Raw genomic sequence first — 20,581 nt, 5'->3', positions numbered from 1 at the left:
TTTCCAAGGCATGGGTGGGCGGGTCTTGCCCTCCCACCCATTCCTTGGAAAAGAGGCTCGAACCCCGACCCCCGAGGCTCAAGCGACGTGAACGTCCCAAGCGGAATCGTTCATGCGGAGCCCCGCGAGCGCGGCTCGGACCCGGCTTGAGCTTCGGGCGGACAGCCGACGCCGCGCCCCCGTCCGCCGATCCGGCCGACCCGGGCACCATCCGCCCGCGAGGAGTAGCTTCGTATGGGTGGATACCGGACTTGTCGGGGACCGACGCTGGCAGGAAAAGATCTTCACCGGTGAGTGGCGGGACGGCGGCGGCGGTGTGCTGCCCGTCATTGAGCCCGCCACCGGTGCGGAGCTGGGTGTGGCCGGGAAGGCCGCGCCGGACGATGTGGCACGCTCCGTCGCCCGGGCGGACGAGGCCCAGGCCGCCTGGGCCGCCGCGCCGTTCAGCGAGCGCGCGGGCGTACTGCGACGGGCCGCGGAGCTGTGGACGGAGCACAGTGCCGAGGTCCGCACCTGGCTCGTGCGTGAGGCCGGGAGCGTCCGCCGCAAGGCGATGAGAGAGCTGGGCGGCACGGTGGCGGAGTGTTGGGAGGCCGCCGCGCTGCCGTCGCACCCGCTGGGCGAGGTGCTGCCCAGCGAGCGGGCGACGCTGAGCATGACCCGCCGGACTCCGGTGGGCGTCGTCGGCGTGATCGCCCCGTTCAATCTGCCGCTCAAGCTGGCCTTCCGTTCGGTGGCCCCGGCGCTGGCGCTCGGCAACGCCGTCGTCCTCAAACCGGATCCCCGTACCCCGGTCTCCGGTGGCGTGGCGCTCGCCCGGGTCTTCGAGGAGGCCGGGCTGCCGCCCGGGGTGCTGCATGTCCTTCCCGGCGGCGCGGACGTCGGCGCGGCGCTGGTCGTCCAGCCCGCCGTACGGGCCGTCTCCTTCACCGGTTCGTCGCGGGCCGGGCATGCCGTGGCCGAGCTGTGCGCGCGCCACTCCACCCGCGTCCATCTCGAACTGGGCGGCAACTCCGCGCTGATCGTCATGCCGGACGCCGACCTCGACCGGGCCGTCGCCGCGGCCTCCTACGGCGCGTTCTACCACCAGGGGCAGGGCTGCATCGTGGTCGGCCGGCACCTTGTGCACGACTCGGTGTACGACACCTACGCGCAGATGCTGGCGGAGAAGGCCGCGGGCCTCACCGTGGGCAACCCGGCGGAGCAGGACGTGGCCCTCGGCCCGCTCATCGACGCCCACCAGCGCGACAGCGTCGACGCGCTGGTCACGGGAAGTGTGGAGGCGGGAGCGAAACCGCTCACCGGCGGCACCTACCAGGGCCTCTTCTACCGGCCCACCGTCCTCGCCGACACGGGCCCGGGAGCGCCCGCCTACGACGCCGAGGTCTTCGGTCCCGTCGCCTCCGTCACCCGCTTCAGCACCGCCGACGAGGCCGTCGAACTCGCCTCCGACAGCCCCTACGGTCTCGCCCTTTCCATCCTCACGGCCGATGTCACCGCCGGACTGGAGATGGCCGCCGCCATCCCCACCGGTCTCGCGCACATCAACGACCAGACGATCGCCGACGACGCGCACGCGCCGTTCGGCGGACTGGGCGAGTCGGGAAACGCGTCGCGCTTCGGCGGACCGGCCGCCAATATCGAGGCGTACACGGACACCCGCTGGATCACCGTCCATTCGGCGATCCCGTCCTACTGAGGCGCGCCCGGCGGGCCCTCCGGACCGTCCGACGAGCCCGGTCGGCACGGGGCCCCGCATCTGGCGCCCGGACCTTCTTTCGGAGGAATCCCCGGCATCGTGCCACCAGAACGTCCGCCGTTGCCCGAGCATCCCTGCTGGGGCACCCGACACGGGCGTAGCCTGGCGCCAGAGACAGGGAGGACAGCGATGAGCGCCGACTCCATCACCGAGCCGGTGGCCCAGAGCGTGTTTCGAAAGTCCCGCCTGGCTCGCCACACCTGGCACGCACGCTCGCCGCGTTGCCGGAGTCATCCCAGTACGTCCAGTACGCGAACGATCCTCCGCCTTGCGATCGCACGGTCCAGACGCCGCGAGCCCCGCCCCAGGGGGCGGACGGCGCTACTTTCGAAACACGCCCAAGCAACGAGGCTTACCGCAAGGCCCACAAGGGCTGGTATCCGATCGAGTTGCTCGCCCTCGCCGGTGAGGTCACCTCCACCAACCATGAGACGGACTCCGGGCCCAAATACCGCGGCTACGCCGCCGCGGGCGTACCGATGTACGTGCTCGTCCACCGCCAGGAGCGGAGGGCGTACGCCTCTCCGATCCGGTGCCCGGCGAAGACCCCGCCATCGCGCACTACGCCACCAAGGTCGAGGTGGAGCTGGGCCGCCCGCTGCCGTTGCCCGCGCCCTACCCGGCCCTCGACACCTCCGTACTCCTGGAGCACTGAGCGAAGCGCCGCGCCACACGCCGGAAGCGTCTCCGGCCCGCCCGGCGCACACCGGGATCCGCTCAGGACTCCAGCGACTCGAAGCGCCAGCGGTGGACCGGCCGGGCGATCAAGTCCCTCGCCGGATCCGGGAGTTCGGGGACATCGGCGTCATAGGGACCGTCCCACCAGGTGATGACCAGCACACGGTCCTGAGGAGCCCGGAGAAGCTCGCGGCGTACCGGGGCGTACGGCAGTTCCTGCGCGCGCGCCCATTCCAGCAGCTCCGCGCCGCGGCCCAGGACCGCCTTCGCCTCCCACATCAGCGCCACGGTCATGAGTAGAGGTTGTCCTTCCGCAGTTCGTGCAGATGATCGTGCTCGTGAACATGCCCGTGCTCATGCTCGTGAATCCGATCTTGCCCCGGCACATGCGGCTCGGTCACCGGCAGCGACGAGTCCGCCGACAGGTCCCAGTCCGACGCGGCACGTCCGCGCGCGACCATCTCCGCGCCCAGCGCGGCGACCATCGCGCCATTGTCCGTGCACAGTCCCGGGCGCGGGACGCGCAGCCGGATTCCGGCCCGTTCGCAGCGTTCGGCCGCGAGCGCGCGCAGCCGGGAGTTCGCCGCGACGCCGCCGCCGATCATCAGATGATCGACGCCCTCGTCCTTGCAGGCGCGGACCGCCTTCCTGGTCAGTACGTCGACGACCGCTTCCTGGAAGGAGGCCGCGACATCCCGGACGGGCACCTCCTCGCCGGCGTTCCGCTTCGCCTCGATCCAGCGGGCCACCGAGGTCTTCAGACCGGAGAAGGAGAAGTCGTAGGCCGCGTCGCGCGGGCCCGTCAGCCCGCGCGGGAAGGCGATGGCGGACGGGTCGCCCTCTCTCGCCAGCCGGTCGATCACCGGGCCGCCGGGAAAACCGAGCTGAAGCACTCGCGCGATCTTGTCGAACGCCTCGCCCGCCGCGTCGTCGATCGTCGCTCCCATGGGCCGCACATCGCTGGTGATGTCAGGCGCGAGTAGCAGCGAGGAGTGGCCGCCGCTCACCAGCAGCGCCATGGTCGGCTCCGGCAGCGGACCGTGTTCGAGCTGGTCGACGCAGATGTGCGAGGCCAGATGGTTCACGCCGTAGAGCGGCTTGCCGAGCGCGTACGCGTACGCCTTCGCCGCCGAGACACCCACCAGCAGCGCGCCCGCGAGACCGGGACCGGCGGTCACCGAGATCCCGTCCAGATCGCGGGCCGAGACGCCCGCCTCCTTCAGCGCGCGCTCGATCGTCGGCACCATCGCCTCAAGATGCGCGCGCGAGGCGACCTCCGGCACGACACCTCCGAAGCGCGCGTGCTCGTCGACGCTCGACGCGACGGCGTCGGCGAGCAGCGTCGTACCGCGGACGATGCCGACACCCGTCTCGTCGCAGGAGGTCTCGATACCGAGGACGAGAGGTTCGTCAGCCATGGGTCCCAGTTCCTTGTACGTGGAGTCCTTGTACGCGCAGGCGCATGACGAGCGCGTCGACATTGCCCGGCTGGTAGTAGCCGCGGCGGAAGCCGATGGGCTCGAAGCCGAAACGTTCGTACAGCTTCTGCGCCCGGGTGTTGTCGACCCGCACTTCGAGCAGCACCTCCTCGCACTCGAAGGCGGTGGCGTGCTGGAGCAGATCCGTGAGGAGCCGGGAGCCGAGGCCGGTGCCCCACTGGTCGCGGGCGGCGGCGATGGTCTGTACGTCGCCGAGGCCGCCGGCGGCCGCGAGTCCGGCGTAGCCGACGATCCGGCCGTCGATCTCGGCGACCACATAGCGGCGCGTGGCCCTCGGGCCGCGCGCGTGCGCCAGCTCCGACCAGAACATCCCCGGTGACCAGGCGTCCTCGGGAAAGAGGTCGTGCTCAAGCGCGAGGACGGGATCGATGTCCCACCAGCGCATCTCCCGCAGCACAGCGCCGGAGGCCGTCACATCGGTCGCGTCGGTCACATCGGTCACTTCGGCGTGACCACCTTGTAGTTCTTCGGCACCTGCGCGTCGGGACGGCGCAGATAGAGAGGCAGCGGCGGCAGGAACTCCCCGCCGGAGGCGAGTCTCTCGGCGGCCAGCGAAGCGAGCGCGGCGGCCGACTGGTGCTCCGGTCCGCGGGCGTCGGCGAAGACACCGGGATAGAGCAGCGCTCCGGCGCCGACGGCGGGCAGGCCCGCGACCTGGTCGGCGATATCGGCGGGCCGGTCGACGGCCGGTTCGGTCAGGCGGGTGCGGGCATCCGCGTACCGCGCCCAGTAGACCTCCTTGCGGCGCGCGTCCGTCGCGACGACAAACGGCCCTTCGGCCTCCGCGCCGTAGGCCAGGCCGTCCAGCGTGCAGAGTCCGCGCACCGGCACTCCCAGCGCGGAGCCGAAGGTCAGAGCCGTGACCAGCCCGACCCGCAGGCCGGTGTACGGTCCCGGCCCGACTCCGACGACCACATCCGTCACGGCGTCCAGTGCGAGCCCGGCGACGGCGAGGACACGGTCGACGGCGGGAAGCAGCAGCTCCCCGTGGCGGCGCGCGTCGACCTGACTCTCCGCGGCCAGGACGGAGGTGCCGTCATGGAGAGCGACGGTGACGGCGGGCGTGGCGGTATCAACGGCGAGCAGAAGCACGCAAACAGCCTACGGCTCCCGCGCACCGGCCACGGCTACCGGTTCCGTCACTCTCCGGATGTTAACGTCACCACTGAGTCACACGTACGAGAGGTGGATCAAGGTGTCCTGGAGCTCCTCGGGAATCGTGGCCGGGCTCACCGCGGCGTCGCTCGCCGGGGTCGGCTTTCTCGGGTACCAGGCGGCGGCGAACATTCCGGACACCCTGAAGCCCAAGAAACCGCACGCCGGCGCTCCCGCGCACAAGCAGAAGAGGCAGAACCCGCTGGTCCTGCCCGAGAAGTCGGGCACCGGCGAGCGGGTCGTCTACGCGCCGGCCGACCGACGTGTGTGGCTGGTCGAGCAGAAGCCGAGGCAGCGGGAGAAGGTGACACGGACCTTCCCGGTCATGCCGAGCACGGTCAGCCCGATGCCCGGTTCCTACGCGGTGACCTCACGGACCGGAGCGGTCGCGGGCTCGGACGGCGTGAGCGTCGAGCACGTGGTGCGGTTCGCGACCATCGAGAACGTCTCGATCGGATTCAGCGCGGCGCTGGACAACACGATGGCGAAGCCCGACCCGACGCTGAAGACGGGCGGGGTCAGGATGAAGCGGGTGGACGGGAACGCGATGTGGAAGTTCGCGACCGTCGGCACCAGGGTCGTCGTCGTCCCGTAGGACGTCTCAGGCGGCGTCGGGCCGCTGCTCCGCGGGCTCTCCGGCGCGTCCGGCGGCTTCGGCGAGCGCCACCGCCGAGGGCGGCCGCGGCGGTGTGGACACGGCCGCGGCGGCCGCGCAGGACGCCAGCAGATCGCTCATGGACAGGGATGAAGGCGACGGCGGCTGTGACAATGCGGATGACTGGGTGCGCTTCTCGCGCTCTGACGCCGACATGGATGCCTCCTGGGGCTCCGGGGGCAGGCGTGGTTAGGTAGACCTAACCAGGTCTCTCTCACCATGTGACCATGCGCGGCACGGCACGCGCAACATTTTGCCGACGTCTTGTCGGAATACACGGAACGACGTGCCGGATCAGCGGGTCAGTGATCCCAGATCCGCGTCGGCCCACCGGCTGCCGAGCCCGGTCAGCGAGACGGTGCGGCGCCCGTCTTCCGTATCCAAGGCCGGATCAGCGGCCGGATCTGCGGCGGCGGCGCCCACGGTCCGGTGGATCACCACATGCAGCCGGTCCTCCGACAGCTCCTCGACCTTGCCGTCACCCCATTCCACGACCACCACGGAGTCCGGCAGCGAGACATCGAGGTCCAGATCCTCCATCTCGTCCAGTCCTCCGCCCAGCCGGTACGCGTCGACATGCACCAGCGCGGGACCGTTGACCAGGGAGGGATGGACGCGTGCGATCACGAACGTGGGAGAGGTGACGGCGCCACGGACCCCGAGGCCCTCGCCGAGACCGCGCGTCAGAGTCGTCTTGCCCGCGCCGAGTTCGCCGGTGAGCATCACCAGGTCGCCGGGACGGAGCAGCGCGGCGAGGCCGCGGCCCAGCTCCCGCATCCGCTCGGGAGAGTCGATTGTGATCATCAGGCCGGCCGGGTCGGTGGTGTCAGCCGCCGGGCTGTGCGGTGCTTCCATACGTGCCAACGTTAGCCGCTTCCGGCACCGCGCCCACGCGTGCGAGCAGGTCGGCGAGCCGGTCCGTGACGGCCTCGGGATGCTCCAGCATCACGAGATGCCCGGCGTCCGGTACGAGCACCAGCTCCGCGTCCGGCAGCAGATCGGCGATGGCCTCGCTGTGCGAGCTGGGTGTCACCAGATCGCGCTCGCCCGCCAGCACCAGCGACGGCACCTCCAGGAAGACCGTGAGCGCCTGTGCCTTGTCGTGGTCGGTGAAGGCCGGATAGAACTCCGCGACGACATCGATCGGAGTGCCCTCGATGAGCCGCTCGGCGAACCGTACGACGGCGGGATCCACGTCCTTCGAGCTGAAGGAGTACCGCTTGATCAGACCCGCGAAGAGATCCGCGGTGGCCCGCCGCCCGCGCTCGACCAGATCGGCCTGCGAACCGAGCGCCTTGAGGACACCGGGAAGCACCCGGCGCACGGCGTTCACGCCCGCGACCGGGAGCCCGTAGTTGACCTCACCGAGCTTGCCGCTCGATGTCCCGACGAAGGCGACGCCGACGACCCGGTCCCGTATCAGCTCCGGATACTGGTCGGCGAGGGCCATCATCGTCATGCCGCCCATCGAGTGACCGACCAGGACGAGCGGGCCCTCGGGCGCGGCGGCGTCGATGACGGCCTTGAGGTCACGGCCGAGCTGGTCGATGGTGACCGGGACAGCGCCGGGACCGCGCTGGGCGACGCCCCGGCCGGAGCGGCCGTGGCTGCGCTGGTCCCAGTGGACGGTACGGACGAGCCCCTTCAGCGCGGCGCGCTGGAAGTGCCACGAATCCTGGCTGAGGCAGTAGCCGTGGCTGAAGACGACGGTGACGGGCGCCGGAGTCCTGCGGCCGAAGAGGCGCCGGCGGCGCGGACCGGCGGCCTTGGCGCCGGCCGTACCGCCGTGCGCGTCGGTCTTCTCGGCCTTCTCGGTCTCGTCGGCCTCGTCGGTCTCGTAGTACAGCTCCGTGCCGTCGTCGGCGAGAGCCGTACCGGGAGTGCCGCGCAGCGCGCCGTACGGCCCCGAGGCGTCGAGCGCGAGGCGCGCCTTCCTGCGTATGCCACGGCCGACGGTCAGCCGCTCGATCGCGACACCGGCCGCCGCACCGGCCGCGATCACGCCGATCGCCGCGCCGGCGAGGCCCGCCCGGCGCCAGTTGCCCGCGGTGTCCGTGGCCGCCGCCATGGTGGCGACCGCCGTGTACGCCGCCACGTCCCCCGCCGCGCTGCTCTCGGTCACCGTGCGCTCCTCGTCGTCCTGACTTGCCTCTTCTTCCCCGTCGTGGCGGGCTTCATCCGGCCGGGCCACACCGGGAGAGGTCACCCGGACAGTTCAGTCAGACTATTCAGCCGGGCTGGTGATCTTCGGCCGGGCCGGCTTCGGGCCGTTCACCGAGATGGACGCGAGGAACGCGGGCGCCGATGCGGGTGACGATCTCGTAGGCGATGGTGTCCGCGGCCTCGGCCCAGTCCTCGACGGTCGGCTCACCGTGATCGCCGGGACCGAAGAGGACGGCGGTGGTGCCCGGTTCGACGGTGTCGCCGGAGAGGTCGACGACGAACTGGTCCATCGCCACCCTTCCGGCCACCCGCCGCCAGGCGCCGCCGACCAGGACGGGCCCCCGGCCCGAGGCATGGCGCGGAATGCCGTCGGCGTAGCCGAGCGGGATGAGACCGAGGGTCGTCTCCCGGTCCGTGAGGTAGTGATGGCCGTAGCTGACGCCATGGCCGCCCGGGACCTGCTTGACCAGAGCGACGGAGGCCGAGAGCGTCATCACGGGCCGCAGGCCGAAGTCCTGAGGGGTGCCCAGCTCGGGGCTGGGCGAGATGCCGTACATGGCGATGCCGGTCCGGACGAGATCGAAGTGCGACTCGGCGACGGTGAGCGTGGCCGGTGAGTTGGCGATGTGCCGGACCTCGGGCTCGACGCCCTGCTTCTCGGCGTACGCCAGCATCTCGTGGAAGACGTCGAGCTGGGCGGCGATGGACGGATGACCGGGCTCGTCGGCGCAGGCGAAGTGCGACCACAGGCCGGTGACGGTGACCTCGCCGGCGTCCTGCGCGGCGAGGGCCGCGGCGACGAGTGCGGGCCAGTCGGCGGGCTGGCAGCCGTTTCTGCCGAGGCCGGTGTCGGCCTTGAGCTGGATACGGGCCGGACGGTGCGCCTCGCGAGCGGCGGCGACCACCTCGCGCAGGGCCCACATCCCGCTGACGGACATGTCGAGATCGGCCTCGATGCCCTCCCGCCACGGGTCGCCGGGCGTCCACAGCCAGCACATCACCCTGCTGGTGATGCCCGCGGCCCGCAGCGCGAGCGCCTCCTGAGGTGTGGCGGTCCCGAGCCAGGTGGCGCCGGCTTCGAGGGCGGCACGGGCGACGGGCACCATGCCGTGCCCGTACGCGTCGGACTTCACGACACCCATCAGCGCGGTGCCGGGTCCGACGCGTGAGCGCAGCGCGCGCACATTGCCCCGCAGGGCAGCGAGATCGACTTCGGCACGCGCCCGGAGAGCCGCCGAGGTCTGAGTCATTCCGGTCATCGCGCCCAGTCTCTCAGAGCGGCGCCCCGGGCCCGCGTCATCCGCCGGACGGCGCTCTCCGGCCCGGCTCAGCCGAGCACGTTCCGCCAGGCCTCCGGCAGCGCCAGCGCCACGTCATGGGCCGCCACCGGTGCGCCCGCCGACGCCAGACGGGCCGCCAGACCGTGGAGATAGGCCGCCACCGACGCCGCGTCGCGCGGCGCCAGGCCCGCCGCCAGCAGCGCGCCCGACAGGCCCGAGAGGACATCGCCGCTGCCCGCTGTCGCGAGCCAGGACGTGCCCGTGGGGTTCACCCGGACCGGGACAGCGGGATCCGGGTCGGCGATCAGCGTCGTCGACCCCTTCAGCAGCACCGTCGCACCGTACCGGGCCGCGAGCTGGCGCACCGCCGCCAGCCGGCCCGACTCCACCTGCTCGCGAGGCACACCGAGCAGCGCCGCGGCCTCTCCCGCGTGCGGAGTGAGCAGCGTCGGCGCCGTGCGGCTCCGGACCGTCGCCGCGTCCAGCGTCCGCAGGCCGTCCGCGTCCACCAGGACGGGAACCTCCGAGGCCAGTACGTCGGCCACGCCGGGTCCGTCGCCCAGACCGGGCCCGACGGCCCAGGCCTGGACCCGGCCCGCCTTCGACGGCGGGCCCTCGTGCACCAGCGTCTCCGGGAAGCGTGCGATCACCGCGTCGGTGCCCGGCCCCACATACCGCACCGCTCCCGCGCCGCCGCGCAGCGCGCCCGACACGGCGAGCACCGCCGCGCCCGGATAGCGGGCCGATCCGGCCACGACGCCGATCACGCCGCGCCGGTACTTGTCGCTCTCGGCCGTGGGAACCGGCAGCAGCCGGGCCACATCCTCGTGCTGAAGGGCCTCCAGCTCGGGCGCGGACGGCAGATGAGGGCCGAGGCCGATGTCCACGAGCCGTACCGCGCCCGCGTACTCCCGGGCCGGATCGATCAGCAGACAGGGCTTGTACGTGCCGAACGTCACCGTCACGTCCGCGCGCAGCGCCTCTCCCTTCACCTCTCCGCTGTCGGCCTCCACGCCGCTCGGGAGATCGACGGCCACGATCACCGCGTCCGATCCCCGGGCCGCCCGCGCCACCGGGACCGCGTCCGGCCGCAGCCCGCCGCGTCCGCCGATGCCGGTGATCCCGTCCAGCACCAGATCGGCGGCGGCCAGTACGGCGAACGGGTCGTCGGCGGCCCGCCCGCCCGCTGCCAGCAGCGCCGCGAGACCGCCCTCATGGGTGCGGTCGGGCGCGAGCAGCACGGCCGAGACGCGGGCGCCTCTGCGCGCGAGGCGGGCCCCGGCGTACAGAGCGTCGCCGCCGTTGTCCCCGCTCCCGGCGAGCACCACGACCCGCGCCCCGTACACCCGCCTGAGCAGGTCCGCGCAGACCGCCGCGAGACCGGCGGCCGCACGCCGCATGAGCGCGCCCTCCGGCACCCGCGCCATCAGCTCGCGCTCGGCGTTCCTCACCGTCTCCACGCTGTACGCAGTACGCATACGGTCAACCCTCCGCGATCACTACGGCGGACGCCACTCCCGCGTCGTGGCTGAGCGAGACATGCCAGCTCCGCACGCCCAGTTCCGCCGCCCGCGCCGCCACCGTCCCGCGCACCCGCAACCGCGGCTGCCCGGTCTTCTCCACGTACACCTCGGCGTCGGTCCAGTGCAGCCCGCCGGGCGCGCCCAGTGCCTTCGCCACGGCCTCCTTGGCCGCGAATCTCGCCGCCAAGGAGGCCACTCCGCGCCTTTCACCGCTCGGCAGCAGCAACTCCCGCTCCAGGAAGAGCCGTTCGGCCAGATGCGGAGTCCGCTTCAGCGCCTCTCCGAACCGGTCGATCGCCGCGACGTCGATCCCCACCCCGATGATCACTCTTACTCCACCCTCACTCCACAGTCACGGACTTCGCCAGATTCCTCGGCTGGTCCACCTCGTTGCCCCGCGCCGTCGCCAGCTCGCACGCGAACACCTGCAACGGCACCGTCGCGACGAGCGGCTGAAGGAGCGTCGGTGTCGCCGGGATACGGATGAGATGGTCCGCGTACGGCACCACCGCATCATCCCCCTCCTCCGCGATCACGATCGTCCGGGCGCCTCTGGCCCGGATCTCCTGGATGTTCGACACGATCTTGTCGTGCAGCACGGAGCGGCCGCGCGGCGACGGCACGACCACCACCACCGGCAGATCCTCCTCGATCAGCGCGATGGGACCGTGCTTCAGCTCACCCGCCGCGAAACCCTCGGCGTGCATGTACGCCAGCTCCTTGAGCTTGAGCGCGCCCTCCAGGGCCACCGGATACCCGACATGCCGCCCCAGGAACAGCACGGTCCTCTTGTCCACCAGCGAGCGCGCCAGCTCCCGCACCGGCTTCATCGTCGCCAGCACCCGCTCCACCTCACCGGCGATCCGCGACAGATCCCTGACGACCTCCCGGATCTCGTCACCCCATTTGGTGCCGCGCAGTTGTCCCAGATACAGCGCGACCAGATAACACGCCACCAACTGGGTGAGAAACGCCTTGGTCGAGGCGACGGCCACCTCCGGACCGGCGTGCGTGTAGAGGACGGCGTCCGACTCACGGGGAATGGTCGAGCCGTTCGTATTGCAGATCGCCAGCACCTTCGCGCCCTGCTCCCGCGCGTGCCGCAACGCCATCAGCGTGTCCATGGTCTCGCCGGACTGCGAGATCGCGATCACCAGGGTGCGCGGGTCGAGGATCGGGTCCCGGTAGCGGAACTCGCTCGCCAGCTCCACCTCGCACGGCATCCGGGTCCAGTGCTCGATGGCGTACTTCGCGATCAGCCCGGCGTGGAAGGCCGTCCCGCACGCGACGATGGTGACCTTGCCGACCTCGCGCAGCACCGACGCGGGGATCCGCACCTCGTCGAGCGTCAGCGAGCCCTCCGCGTCGATCCGTCCGAGGAGCGTGTCCGCGACCGCCTTCGGCTGCTCGGCGATCTCCTTGAGCATGAAGTAGTCGTAACCGCCCTTCTCGGCGGCCGACGCGTCCCAGTCCACGTGGTACGAGCGGACTCCGGCCGGTGCGCCGTCGAAGTCGGTGACGGTCACACCGTCCCGGCGCAGCTCGACCACCTGGTCCTGGCCCAGTTCGATCGCGGAGCGCGTATGGGCGATGAACGCGGAGACGTCCGAAGCGAGAAAGGACTCGCCCTCGCCGACACCGACCACGAGCGGCGAGTTGCGGCGCGCGCCGACGACCACGTCCGGTTCGTCCGCGTGCACGGCGACCAGCGTGAAGGCGCCCGCCAGCCGCCGGCACACCTGCCGCATCGACTCCGCGAGATCGCCGGACGCCGAGAACGCCTCGGCGAGCAGATGCGCCACGACCTCGGTGTCGGTCTCCGACTCCAGGTCATGGCCTCGGCCGGCCAGTTCGGCACGCAGCACCGCGAAGTTCTCGATGATGCCGTTGTGCACGACGGCGACGCGGCCCGCGTTGTCGAGATGAGGATGGGCGTTGGCGTCGGTCGGCCCGCCGTGCGTGGCCCACCTGGTGTGCCCGATACCGGTGGTGCCGCTCGGCAACGGCCGTTCCACCAGCGCTTTCTCCAGATTGACGAGCTTGCCCGCCTTCTTCGCCGCGGCCAGCCCGCCGTCGGCGAGTACCGCCACTCCGGCGGAGTCGTAACCCCGGTACTCAAGCCGCTTGAGACCTGCGATGACCACATCCAGTGCCGACTGTCCGCCGACGTAACCCACAATTCCACACATATCGGCAGCCTACGGCGCACAGACCCGCACTCCCTGTAACCGGAGCCTCCGGTCGGATCGCGCATCACGTCGACGGTCGTACCGATTGTCGAATTCGTCATCCAAAGCCTCTGGTGGCGGCCACCGCCGACCGCATTCAATAGGGCCTCGTGACCTTCCGTATGTTGATCACGCTGCCCCGGATGCTGCGCCACGGCGCGGCCGTCGGCGCCGACCTGCCGCCCGACACGGCCGTGGTCCTCGATCCGCCCGCTCCGGAGCTGCGCGCGGCGCTCACCGCGGCGTCCGCGGGCGATCACGGACCGGCCAGGGAACTGCTCGCCGCCACCCGGCTGGGCGCCGAGTGGGAGCGCCGCGGAAGCTGGGTGCCCCGTCTCGCCGAGAGCGCGCTGCACAGCCCCGGCTGGCTGGACGGCTGGCTGGCGCGGCACCCGGACGATCCTGACGCGATGCTGGTCAAGGCGGATCTGTGTGTGCGTCAGGCCTGGGAGATACGCACCGGAGCGCGCGCGGAGGATGTGCCGAAGGATCAGTTCCAGGCGTTCTTCGCGCTGCTGGACGACGCGGTGCCGGTGATCGGAGCGGCGGCCGAGCTGAATCCGGCCGATCCGGTGCCGTGGCAGGTGGCGCTGGCGCACGCGAAGGGCAGTCAGGCGCCGCGCGAGGTCTTCGACGCGTACTGGGCGGAGGCCACCGCCCGCGCCCCGCACCACTACGGCTGTCACGCGTCGGCGCTCCAGTATCTGTGCCACAAGTGGTACGGCTCGCACGAGGAGATGTTCGACTTCGCGGAACGGTCGGCGCGGAGCGCTCTGCCCGGTTCGAAACTGCGCGCCCTGCCGCTGCTCGCGGCCGTCGAGTACGACGTGGTGGCGGACGCCGCGGCGGCCGGTCCGATCGCCCGCAGCAGGATCGACGCGGCGGTCGGCCGCGCCCTGGAGCTGTCCGCCGCGTACGCTCCCGGCGATCCGGAGATGGCGGAGGTACGCAACCATCTCGCGCTGATGCTGATTCTCGCCGGCCGGTACGACGAGGCGCTGGAGCAGTTCCGCGCCGTGGGAGTGGGAGCGACCGAGTTCCCGTGGACGTACTTCGGTGACGCGCGGCAGGAGTTCCTGGAGTTCCGTACGGGCGTCCGGATGCGGGTGGCGTCGCGTATCCCGTTCTTCTCGACGCCCGGACCGCCGGCCACCGACGCCGGGACCAGCGGCGTACGGACCACGGCCCGGCTCCCGGCCGGACACCGCGCGGCCCTCCAGGCGCAGCACACACCCCGCTCCCTGGCCCTGATCAAGGCGCCGCCCCACAAGGTCGCGGACGCCGCCCTGTTGTGCGGAGTCCCGCTGCGGATCGCTCCGGCTCCCGGCAGCGCCTCGTATGTCGAACTGGCCGCCGACGCCTCACCGGGCCGGCGCGCCACCCTCCTCGGCGAGGAGCGGCTCGCCGCCGCGGCCGACAGCTTCACCACCGGCGAGCGCTGGCCCGCGCTCGTCCTGCGCAGAACCGCGGACCGGCACGGCTTCACCCTGCTGTACAAGGGCAGGAAGCTCGCCGACCACGAATGGGACCCGGCGGCCCCGGTGCCCGACCACGCGACGGCCGCCGCCACCGCCGGTGTGCTCGCCGCGGTCTACGGCATCGCCGACGCACGGCCGCTGACCAGCCTGCTGCGCGGCTCGGACGCCCCGGGCCGACGCCAGACGGCGCTGGCCGCGGCCCTCGGCCTGCCGCCGATCCCGCCGGGCTTCGGCGAACACGACGAGATCCTCAGCGCGCTGCCGGGCGCGCAGGTCCTCGCCCGGCGGGGCCTGTTCGCCGGAATCAGGGACACCCTCTCCGCCGGTCCGGTCCGCCCGACGCCTCCCCCGCCGGTCCTTCCCCGTCCGCGCCGCTGGTGGACCGTCCGCCTGCTGACCCTGCTGGTCTTCGTCCCGGTGACGGCCTACGCGTGGTGGTCGCCGGAGGTCGGCCGGCTCCGCGCCGTTCTCACCACCGTCGCCACGCTCTGGCTGACGACCCGGCTGACCCGCGCCTGGCGCCAGCGCCGCCGGACGCCGTCCTGACGGCGCGGCCCCGGCCGGCCGCCGCCGGCGCAAAACTCCTCGCACCACTGTCAGTCCGTGCTGCTAGCCTGCGTCTTCACTTCACGCACACATCGCGTGGACGCGTTTTCCGGGGGCATCGCGAGCGCTCGCGCCACCGCCGAGCCCCCTCGCTCACTCGCACCGGCACCCGCCGGTCATGTCTGCCCCGAGGACGTCATGCTTCGATCCGAGCCCCTGGCACGCCCGCAGTTCGACCCATATGTCTCCATGCCGGCGCTCACCGCACTGCGTACCGCCGTCCAGGCCGGCGACTGGCAGGCGACCGGGGCGTTCTTCGACTCCCTCACCGACGAGGACGACCGCGCCTACGCCTCCTCCCTCGTCTCCGAACTGGACGGCTCGGAAAGGTTTCTGGAGCGGGTCGTGGCCGAGCTGCCGACGGCGCCGCTGCCCAGGACGCTGCTCGCCGACCGCTATGTCGTCATCGGCTGGCGAATCCGGAGCTCGTCCCGCGCGCAGCATGTGTCACGCGATCAGTTCCGGCAGTTCCACACCTGGCTGCGGCGGGCCGAGCAGCTACTGATCGAGGTCTGCGCCGAACACCCGGGATACGCCCTGGCCTGGAACGCGCGCATCCTCAGCGCGCGCGGCCTGGAGCTCGGACAGAGCGAGGCGCGCCGCCGCTACGACCGGCTCTCCGAGACCCACCCGCACCACTACGCGGCGCAGAGCCAGCTCCTTCAGCAGCTCTGTCCCAAGTGGAGCGGGAGCTGGGAGGCCCTGCACGGCTTCGCCCGCGAGCGCACCGCCGCCGCTCCGCCCGGGAGCCACACCGGCGCGCTCGTCGCCCAGGCCCATATCGAGCACTGGCTGGAGCTCGACAGCGGCGCGGACGACCGCTATCTGAAGGACCCGGCGGTACGGGACGAACTGCTGGCCGCGGCTGCCGTGTCCGTGCTCCATCCGGATTTCCGCGGCGGCCACTACGCGATCAGCTCCCACGGCTACTTCGCGGCGGCGCTCTCCCTCGGCGGTCATCACGCCGAGGCCGCACCGCACTTCCGGGCCCTCGGAAACAACGCCGCCTCCTCGCCCTGGAGTTACCTCGGTGACAAGGAAGCCGCGTACCTCAAGCACCGCGAATCCGCACTGGCGAAGGGCTGACCCGATGTCCCAGGAAATCACCGCCACCGTCCCCGGGCCCGCCGCGGCCTCCGCGATCCGCGAGACCGAGGTCCAGGGCATCCGTACCGTCCTCGCCGCGGGCAGCGGACCGGTCACCGCCGGCCTGGTCTTCCGGGTGGGCGTCGCCGACGAGACCCTCGCCACCTCCGGCATCACCCACCTCGTCGAACATCTCGCGCTGCACCGGCACGGCGTGTCCGACCTGCACTACAACGGCGCCACCGCCGCCACGTACACCGTCTTCCACGCCACCGGCACCGCCGAGGAGATCGTCGGCTATCTCAACGGTGTCTGCGACGCGCTGCGGGACCTGCCGCTGGAGCGGCTGGAGACCGAGCGGGAGATCCTGCGCACCGAGGCCGCGGGCCGGAGCCAGGGCCCCAACCACCTTCTGCCGCTCTGGCGTTACGGTGCCCAGGGCTATGGACTGGCCAACTGCACCGAGCTCGGCACCTGGCATCTGACCGCCGACGCCGTACGCGACTGGGCCACCACCCACTTCACCCGCGACAACGCCGTCCTGTGGATCACCGGCGACACCGTGCCCGAGGGCCTGCGCCTCGATCTGCCGGCCGGTGAGCGCCGCCCGCTGCCCGCCGCCACCTCCGCGCTGCCCACGACTCCCGCCTTCATCCAGGGAGACGACGGAATCGTCGTCCTGGACGCCGTCGTCCGCAGGTCCGTCGCGGCCTCTCTGTTCGCCGAGGTGCTGGGCCGGGCCCTCCACACGGATCTGCGCCAGAAGGGCGGCTACTCGTACGCCACCGCCGGCCACTACAGCCCGCGCGACAGCGAGTTCGCCACCATCACCGCCTTCGCCGACGCGCTGCCGCAGAAGCAGGACGCCGTCGTCGGCGGCTTCGTCGATGTCCTCGCCCGGCTCCGGGCCGGCCGGATCGAGCAGTCCGAACTCGACTCGGCCCGCGGCAAGGTGCTGAAGGCGTTCGACACTCCCGATCTGGAGGCGGCCCGCCTGCCGTCGTACGCCTTGAACCTGCTGACCGGCCACGACAACCAGGACATCGAGGAGCACAAGGCCGAGCTCGCCGCGGTCACTCTCGACGATCTGCGCGACGTCGCCCGCGAACTGCGCTCCACCGCGCTGCTCCAGGTGCCCGGCCGCGGCGCCGACTGGGCGGGCTTCGCCGAGGCCCCGCAGTTCTCTCCGGAGAGCTCCCGGCTCACGGGCACCCGGCACAAGGCGCACGAGAATCCGCGCAGCGTGCTGATCGTGGCCCGCGAAGGCATCACCTACGACACACCCGGCGGCCCCATCACCGTCCGCTACGACGAGTGCGTCGCGATGATCGCCTTCCCGGACGGCGGCCGCCGCCTCACCGGTCTCGACGGATTCCAGATAGCCGTGGAGCCCACGCTCTTCGCGCTGCTCGGGCCGGACCGGATCGCGGCGATCGACGCGGCGGTACCGGCCTCCGCCGTGGTCCGTATGCCGGCCCGCGAGCACATCCCGCAGCCGCGCGTGCCGGAGAGCGGCGCCGCCGGCAAGAACGGCGCGGGCCGCACGAAGGGCTCGGCCCGTCTCCTCCCGTGGACGATCGGCATCTGGCTGTGCGGCATCGCGGCGGCGCTGTGGGCCCTGCTCGCCGCCGTGGCGACCTCGCTGGAGCTGGACGAACCGCAGCCGAGCGGCGTCGCCATCGCCTTGCTCTGGCTGCTGACCGGCATCCCGCTGCTGCTGCTCAGAGCGCTGCGCACGGGCAGGTCGAACCGCGCGTGACATCCGTCCGTTGTCCCTGGGCCCTGTCCGGGGTCCGTCCGGCGGCCCAGGGATTTCGGCGCGGCACGTGACCGACCACACCATCCACGGCGCTCCCGCACCCACGACAATGGCTGCGTGATCACTTCGCCGACACAGAGTGCCCCGCGCCGGGGCGAGCACGGCCCGACGCCGTACGTCGACCTCAGCCGGGCCGAGTGGAGCGCGCTCCGTGACAAGACGCCGCTGCCGCTGACCGCCGAGGAGGTCGAGCGGCTGCGCGGGCTCGGTGATGTCATCGACCTCGACGAGGTACGGGACGTCTATCTGCCGCTGTCCCGGCTGCTCAATCTCTATGTCCAGGCCACGGCCGGGCTGCGCGGCGCGCTCAACACCTTCCTCGGCGACGCGGGCAACGGCCATGGAGCGCAGCGCGGTACGCCCTTCGTCATAGGAGTCGCCGGCAGCGTCGCCGTCGGAAAGTCCACCGTCGCCCGGCTGTTGCAGGCGCTGCTGGCGCGCTGGCCCGAGCATCCGCGGGTGGAACTCGTCACCACCGACGGCTTTCTGCTGCCGATGAAGGAGCTGACGGCCCGTGGGCTGACGGCCCGCAAGGGCTTCCCCGAGTCGTACGACCGGCGGGCCCTGACCCGGTTCGTCGCCGACATCAAGGCGGGCAAGGACGAGGTGACCGCGCCCGTCTACTCGCATCTCATCTACGACATCGTGCCCGGCGAACTGCTCACCGTACGGCGGCCGGACATCCTGATCGTCGAGGGACTCAATGTCCTCCAGCCCGCGCTGCCCGGAAAGGACGGCAGGACGCGGGTCGGGCTCGCCGACTACTTCGACTTCAGCGTGTACGTCGACGCGCGCGCCGAGGACATCGAGAGCTGGTATCTCAACCGGTTCCGCAAGCTGCGCGAGACGGCCTTCCAGAATCCGTTCTCGTATTTCACGAAGTACACGCGGGTCTCCGAGGAGGAGGCCCTGGATTACGCCAGGACCATGTGGCGGACCATCAACAAGCCGAATCTGCTGGAGAATGTGGCGCCGACCCGGGGCCGCGCGACACTGGTCCTGCGCAAGGGCCCGGACCACAAGGTCCAGCGGCTGTCATTGCGCAAACTCTGAGACCGGCTCGCCCGGAATCCGCTCCGGGCGAGCTCAGAACTCCGTCCGGTCAGCCCAGCGCCGATTTCACGGCGTCCGCCAGCCGGCCCGCGACCGCTCTCGCCTGTTCGATGTCGGCCGCCTCGACCATGACCCGTACCACCGGCTCCGTGCCGGACGGCCGGAGCAGGACCCGGCCCGTGGCGCCGAGGTCGCGTTCGGACTCGGCGACCGCCGCCGCCAGCTCCGCCGAGGTGTTCACCCGCGACCGGTCGACATCGGGCACATTGACCAGCACCTGGGGCAGCCGCTCCATGACACCCGCGAGATCGGCCAGGGTACGGCCGGTGGCCGCGACCCGGGCCGCCAGCATCAGTCCGGTCAGTGTGCCGTCGCCGGTCGTCGCGTGGTCGAGGACGATGACATGGCCCGACTGCTCGCCGCCGAGCGCGTAGCCGTGCTCCTTCATCGACTCCAGTACGTATCGGTCGCCGACCGCGGTCTCGACGAGATGGATGCCCTCGCGCTCCATCGCGATCTTGAAGCCGAGATTGGACATGACCGTCCCGACCACCGCGTTGCCGCGCAGCGTGCCCGCCTCGCGCATCGCGAGGGCCAGCACGGCGAGGATCTGGTCGCCGTCGACATCGTTGCCCGCCGCGTCCACGGCGAGGCAGCGGTCCGCGTCGCCGTCGTGCGCGATGCCCAGGTCGGCGCCGTGCTCGACGACCGCGGCCATCAGCAGGTCGAGATGGGTGGAGCCGCAGCCGTCGTTGATGTTGAGGCCGTCCGGCTCCGCGCCGATCGTGATCACCTCGGCGCCGGCCCGCGCGAAGGCCTCGGGCGAGACCCTGGCCGCCGCGCCGTGCGCCTCGTCGAGAACGACCTTGAGCCCGTCGAGCCGGTTCGGCAGCACTCCGATGAGATGCGCCACGTACTGGTCGAATCCCTCGTCGTACACCCGGACCCGGCCCACGCCCGCGCCGGTCGGCCGCTCCCACGGAGTGCCGCCGCGGTGCGCCGCGCTCTCCGGGAAGGCGGTCTCCAGATACGCGGCCTCGATCCGGTCCTCCAGCTCATCGGCGAGCTTGTGGCCACCGCGCGCGAAGAACTTGATGCCGTTGTCGGGCATGGCGTTGTGGCTCGCGGAGAGCATCACGCCGAGATCGGCGCCCAGCGCGCCGGTCAGATAGGCCACGGCCGGGGTGGGCAGCACCCCGACGCGCAGGACGTCCACGCCCGCGCTCGCCAGGCCCGCGACCACCGCGGCCTCCAGGAACTCGCCGGACGCACGGGGATCGCGTCCGACCACAGCCGTGGGCCGATGCCCCTCGAACGTCCCCACCTCGGCGAGCACATGCGCCGCCGCGACCGACAGACCGAGCGCCAGCTCCGCCGTCAGATCAGCGTTGGCGACACCGCGCACGCCGTCCGTGCCGAAGAGTCGTCCCACAGCTCTCCCTCCGAAAACGCCCGGAGCCTAATCCGCCCCGAACGGAAAATGTGCCGAAAATCCAAACCCTTGAGCGTCTGATGCTGTTATACGCCTAATCAGGACCATAAAACGAACGCCCCGGCAGCACGGAGTGCCGCCGGGGCGTTCATTTGCAGTAGAGGCGT

19 protein-coding genes are annotated in these 20,581 nt (G+C 71.6%); 7 read left to right on the top strand and 12 right to left on the bottom strand.

Features of this window, described 5'->3' with window-relative positions; translation table 11 throughout:
- The first annotated feature begins 238 nt into the window (after positions 1-238).
- Positions 239-1,699 carry an aldehyde dehydrogenase family protein gene (locus PV679_RS11705; RefSeq protein WP_319680050.1) on the top strand — a complete coding sequence of 487 codons (1,461 nt, stop codon included), beginning with the start codon at positions 239-241 and terminating at the stop codon, positions 1,697-1,699.
- Positions 1,700-2,291: 592 nt separating this feature from the next.
- Complete coding sequence (locus tag PV679_RS11700; protein ID WP_319680049.1) at positions 2,292-2,414, top strand: hypothetical protein; 123 nt, start codon at positions 2,292-2,294, stop codon at positions 2,412-2,414.
- Between the two features lie 62 nt (positions 2,415-2,476).
- Here PV679_RS11700 and PV679_RS11695 read toward each other — a convergent pair whose 3' ends face one another.
- The 4 genes from PV679_RS11695 to tsaB are packed head-to-tail and all read right to left on the bottom strand — an operon-like array spanning position 2,477 to position 5,028.
- Positions 2,477-2,731 carry a hypothetical protein gene (locus PV679_RS11695; protein WP_319680048.1) on the bottom strand — a complete coding sequence of 85 codons (255 nt, stop codon included), beginning with the start codon at positions 2,729-2,731 and terminating at the stop codon, positions 2,477-2,479.
- Positions 2,728-3,855, bottom strand: coding sequence for a tRNA (adenosine(37)-N6)-threonylcarbamoyltransferase complex transferase subunit TsaD (gene tsaD / locus PV679_RS11690; protein WP_319680047.1), 1,128 nt, complete (start codon positions 3,853-3,855; stop codon positions 2,728-2,730). Before tsaD ends, PV679_RS11695 begins: the two co-directional genes overlap by 4 nt.
- The gene (rimI, locus tag PV679_RS11685) at positions 3,848-4,351 is read right to left on the bottom strand and encodes a ribosomal protein S18-alanine N-acetyltransferase (protein WP_319680069.1); all 504 of its coding nucleotides are present in this window, start codon (positions 4,349-4,351) and stop codon (positions 3,848-3,850) included. Before rimI ends, tsaD begins: the two co-directional genes overlap by 8 nt.
- Before the next feature lie 23 nt (positions 4,352-4,374).
- On the bottom strand, positions 4,375-5,028 hold the full coding sequence (gene tsaB / locus PV679_RS11680) for a tRNA (adenosine(37)-N6)-threonylcarbamoyltransferase complex dimerization subunit type 1 TsaB (RefSeq protein WP_319680046.1): 654 nt from the start codon (positions 5,026-5,028) through the stop codon (positions 4,375-4,377).
- Between the two features lie 103 nt (positions 5,029-5,131).
- Here tsaB and PV679_RS11675 point away from each other — a divergent pair, with 103 nt between their 5' ends.
- The gene (locus PV679_RS11675) at positions 5,132-5,686 is read left to right on the top strand and encodes a hypothetical protein (protein WP_416069695.1); all 555 of its coding nucleotides are present in this window, start codon (positions 5,132-5,134) and stop codon (positions 5,684-5,686) included.
- Between the two features lie 6 nt (positions 5,687-5,692).
- Here the strand turns inward: PV679_RS11675 and PV679_RS36175 are convergent, their stop codons facing one another.
- The 7 genes from PV679_RS36175 to glmS all read right to left on the bottom strand — a co-directional run bounded on the left by PV679_RS36175 (position 5,693) and on the right by glmS (position 12,901).
- Positions 5,693-5,827, bottom strand: a complete 135-nt coding sequence (locus PV679_RS36175) for a hypothetical protein (RefSeq protein ID WP_416069694.1) — start codon at positions 5,825-5,827, stop codon at positions 5,693-5,695.
- A 213-nt stretch (positions 5,828-6,040) separates the two neighbouring features.
- Positions 6,041-6,601: a tRNA (adenosine(37)-N6)-threonylcarbamoyltransferase complex ATPase subunit type 1 TsaE gene (gene tsaE, locus PV679_RS11665; RefSeq protein ID WP_319680044.1), complete on the bottom strand. Its 561-nt coding sequence runs from the start codon at positions 6,599-6,601 to the stop codon at positions 6,041-6,043.
- Complete coding sequence (locus tag PV679_RS11660; RefSeq protein ID WP_319680067.1) at positions 6,573-7,814, bottom strand: alpha/beta hydrolase; 1,242 nt, start codon at positions 7,812-7,814, stop codon at positions 6,573-6,575. The genes tsaE and PV679_RS11660 overlap by 29 nt, the downstream gene beginning before the upstream one ends.
- A 160-nt stretch (positions 7,815-7,974) precedes the next feature.
- A complete protein-coding gene (alr, locus tag PV679_RS11655; RefSeq protein ID WP_319680066.1) occupies positions 7,975-9,159 on the bottom strand; it encodes an alanine racemase in 1,185 nt (394 codons plus the stop codon).
- Between the two features lie 77 nt (positions 9,160-9,236).
- A complete protein-coding gene (locus PV679_RS11650; RefSeq protein WP_319680043.1) occupies positions 9,237-10,667 on the bottom strand; it encodes an NAD(P)H-hydrate dehydratase in 1,431 nt (476 codons plus the stop codon).
- A gap of 4 nt (positions 10,668-10,671) precedes the next feature.
- On the bottom strand, positions 10,672-11,040 hold the full coding sequence (locus tag PV679_RS11645) for a holo-ACP synthase (RefSeq protein ID WP_319680042.1): 369 nt from the start codon (positions 11,038-11,040) through the stop codon (positions 10,672-10,674).
- A gap of 13 nt (positions 11,041-11,053) precedes the next feature.
- A complete protein-coding gene (gene glmS / locus PV679_RS11640; protein ID WP_319680041.1) occupies positions 11,054-12,901 on the bottom strand; it encodes a glutamine--fructose-6-phosphate transaminase (isomerizing) in 1,848 nt (615 codons plus the stop codon).
- Positions 12,902-13,050: 149 nt separating this feature from the next.
- Here glmS and PV679_RS11635 point away from each other — a divergent pair, with 149 nt between their 5' ends.
- The 4 genes from PV679_RS11635 (at position 13,051) to coaA (ending at position 18,982) form a co-directional block, all read left to right on the top strand.
- Complete coding sequence (locus tag PV679_RS11635) at positions 13,051-14,964, top strand: hypothetical protein (RefSeq protein ID WP_319680040.1); 1,914 nt, start codon at positions 13,051-13,053, stop codon at positions 14,962-14,964.
- A gap of 198 nt (positions 14,965-15,162) precedes the next feature.
- Positions 15,163-16,110, top strand: coding sequence for a hypothetical protein (locus tag PV679_RS11630; RefSeq protein WP_319680039.1), 948 nt, complete (start codon positions 15,163-15,165; stop codon positions 16,108-16,110).
- A gap of 4 nt (positions 16,111-16,114) precedes the next feature.
- Positions 16,115-17,869, top strand: a complete 1,755-nt coding sequence (locus PV679_RS11625; RefSeq protein ID WP_319680038.1) for an insulinase family protein — start codon at positions 16,115-16,117, stop codon at positions 17,867-17,869.
- A 117-nt stretch (positions 17,870-17,986) separates the two neighbouring features.
- Positions 17,987-18,982, top strand: coding sequence for a type I pantothenate kinase (coaA, locus tag PV679_RS11620; RefSeq protein ID WP_319680037.1), 996 nt, complete (start codon positions 17,987-17,989; stop codon positions 18,980-18,982).
- A gap of 49 nt (positions 18,983-19,031) precedes the next feature.
- Here coaA and glmM read toward each other — a convergent pair whose 3' ends face one another.
- Complete coding sequence (glmM, locus tag PV679_RS11615; RefSeq protein ID WP_319680036.1) at positions 19,032-20,414, bottom strand: phosphoglucosamine mutase; 1,383 nt, start codon at positions 20,412-20,414, stop codon at positions 19,032-19,034.
- Between the last annotated feature and the right edge of the window lie 167 nt (positions 20,415-20,581).

It is taken from the genome of Streptomyces sp. AK02-01A, from assembly GCF_033795305.1.
GTDB lineage: Bacteria > Actinomycetota > Actinomycetes > Streptomycetales > Streptomycetaceae > Streptomyces.
This window is presented reverse-complemented; position numbering and strand designations above follow the sequence as displayed.

Excerpts from the sequence above, each read along its gene's own strand:
- PV679_RS11695 (WP_319680048.1), bottom strand. The coding sequence starts at position 2,731 with ATGACCGTGGCGCTGATGTGGGAGGCGAAGGCGGTCCTGGGCCGCGGC.
- tsaD (WP_319680047.1), bottom strand. The coding sequence starts at position 3,855 with ATGGCTGACGAACCTCTCGTCCTCGGTATCGAGACCTCCTGCGACGAG.
- PV679_RS36175 (WP_416069694.1), bottom strand. The coding sequence starts at position 5,827 with ATGAGCGATCTGCTGGCGTCCTGCGCGGCCGCCGCGGCCGTGTCCACA.
- tsaE (WP_319680044.1), bottom strand. The coding sequence starts at position 6,601 with ATGGAAGCACCGCACAGCCCGGCGGCTGACACCACCGACCCGGCCGGC.
- PV679_RS11660 (WP_319680067.1), bottom strand. The coding sequence starts at position 7,814 with ATGGCGGCGGCCACGGACACCGCGGGCAACTGGCGCCGGGCGGGCCTC.
- alr (WP_319680066.1), bottom strand. The coding sequence starts at position 9,159 with ATGACTCAGACCTCGGCGGCTCTCCGGGCGCGTGCCGAAGTCGATCTC.
- PV679_RS11650 (WP_319680043.1), bottom strand. The coding sequence starts at position 10,667 with ATGCGTACTGCGTACAGCGTGGAGACGGTGAGGAACGCCGAGCGCGAG.
- glmS (WP_319680041.1), bottom strand. The coding sequence starts at position 12,901 with ATGTGTGGAATTGTGGGTTACGTCGGCGGACAGTCGGCACTGGATGTG.
- PV679_RS11630 (WP_319680039.1), top strand. The coding sequence starts at position 15,163 with ATGCTTCGATCCGAGCCCCTGGCACGCCCGCAGTTCGACCCATATGTC.
- PV679_RS11625 (WP_319680038.1), top strand. The coding sequence starts at position 16,115 with ATGTCCCAGGAAATCACCGCCACCGTCCCCGGGCCCGCCGCGGCCTCC.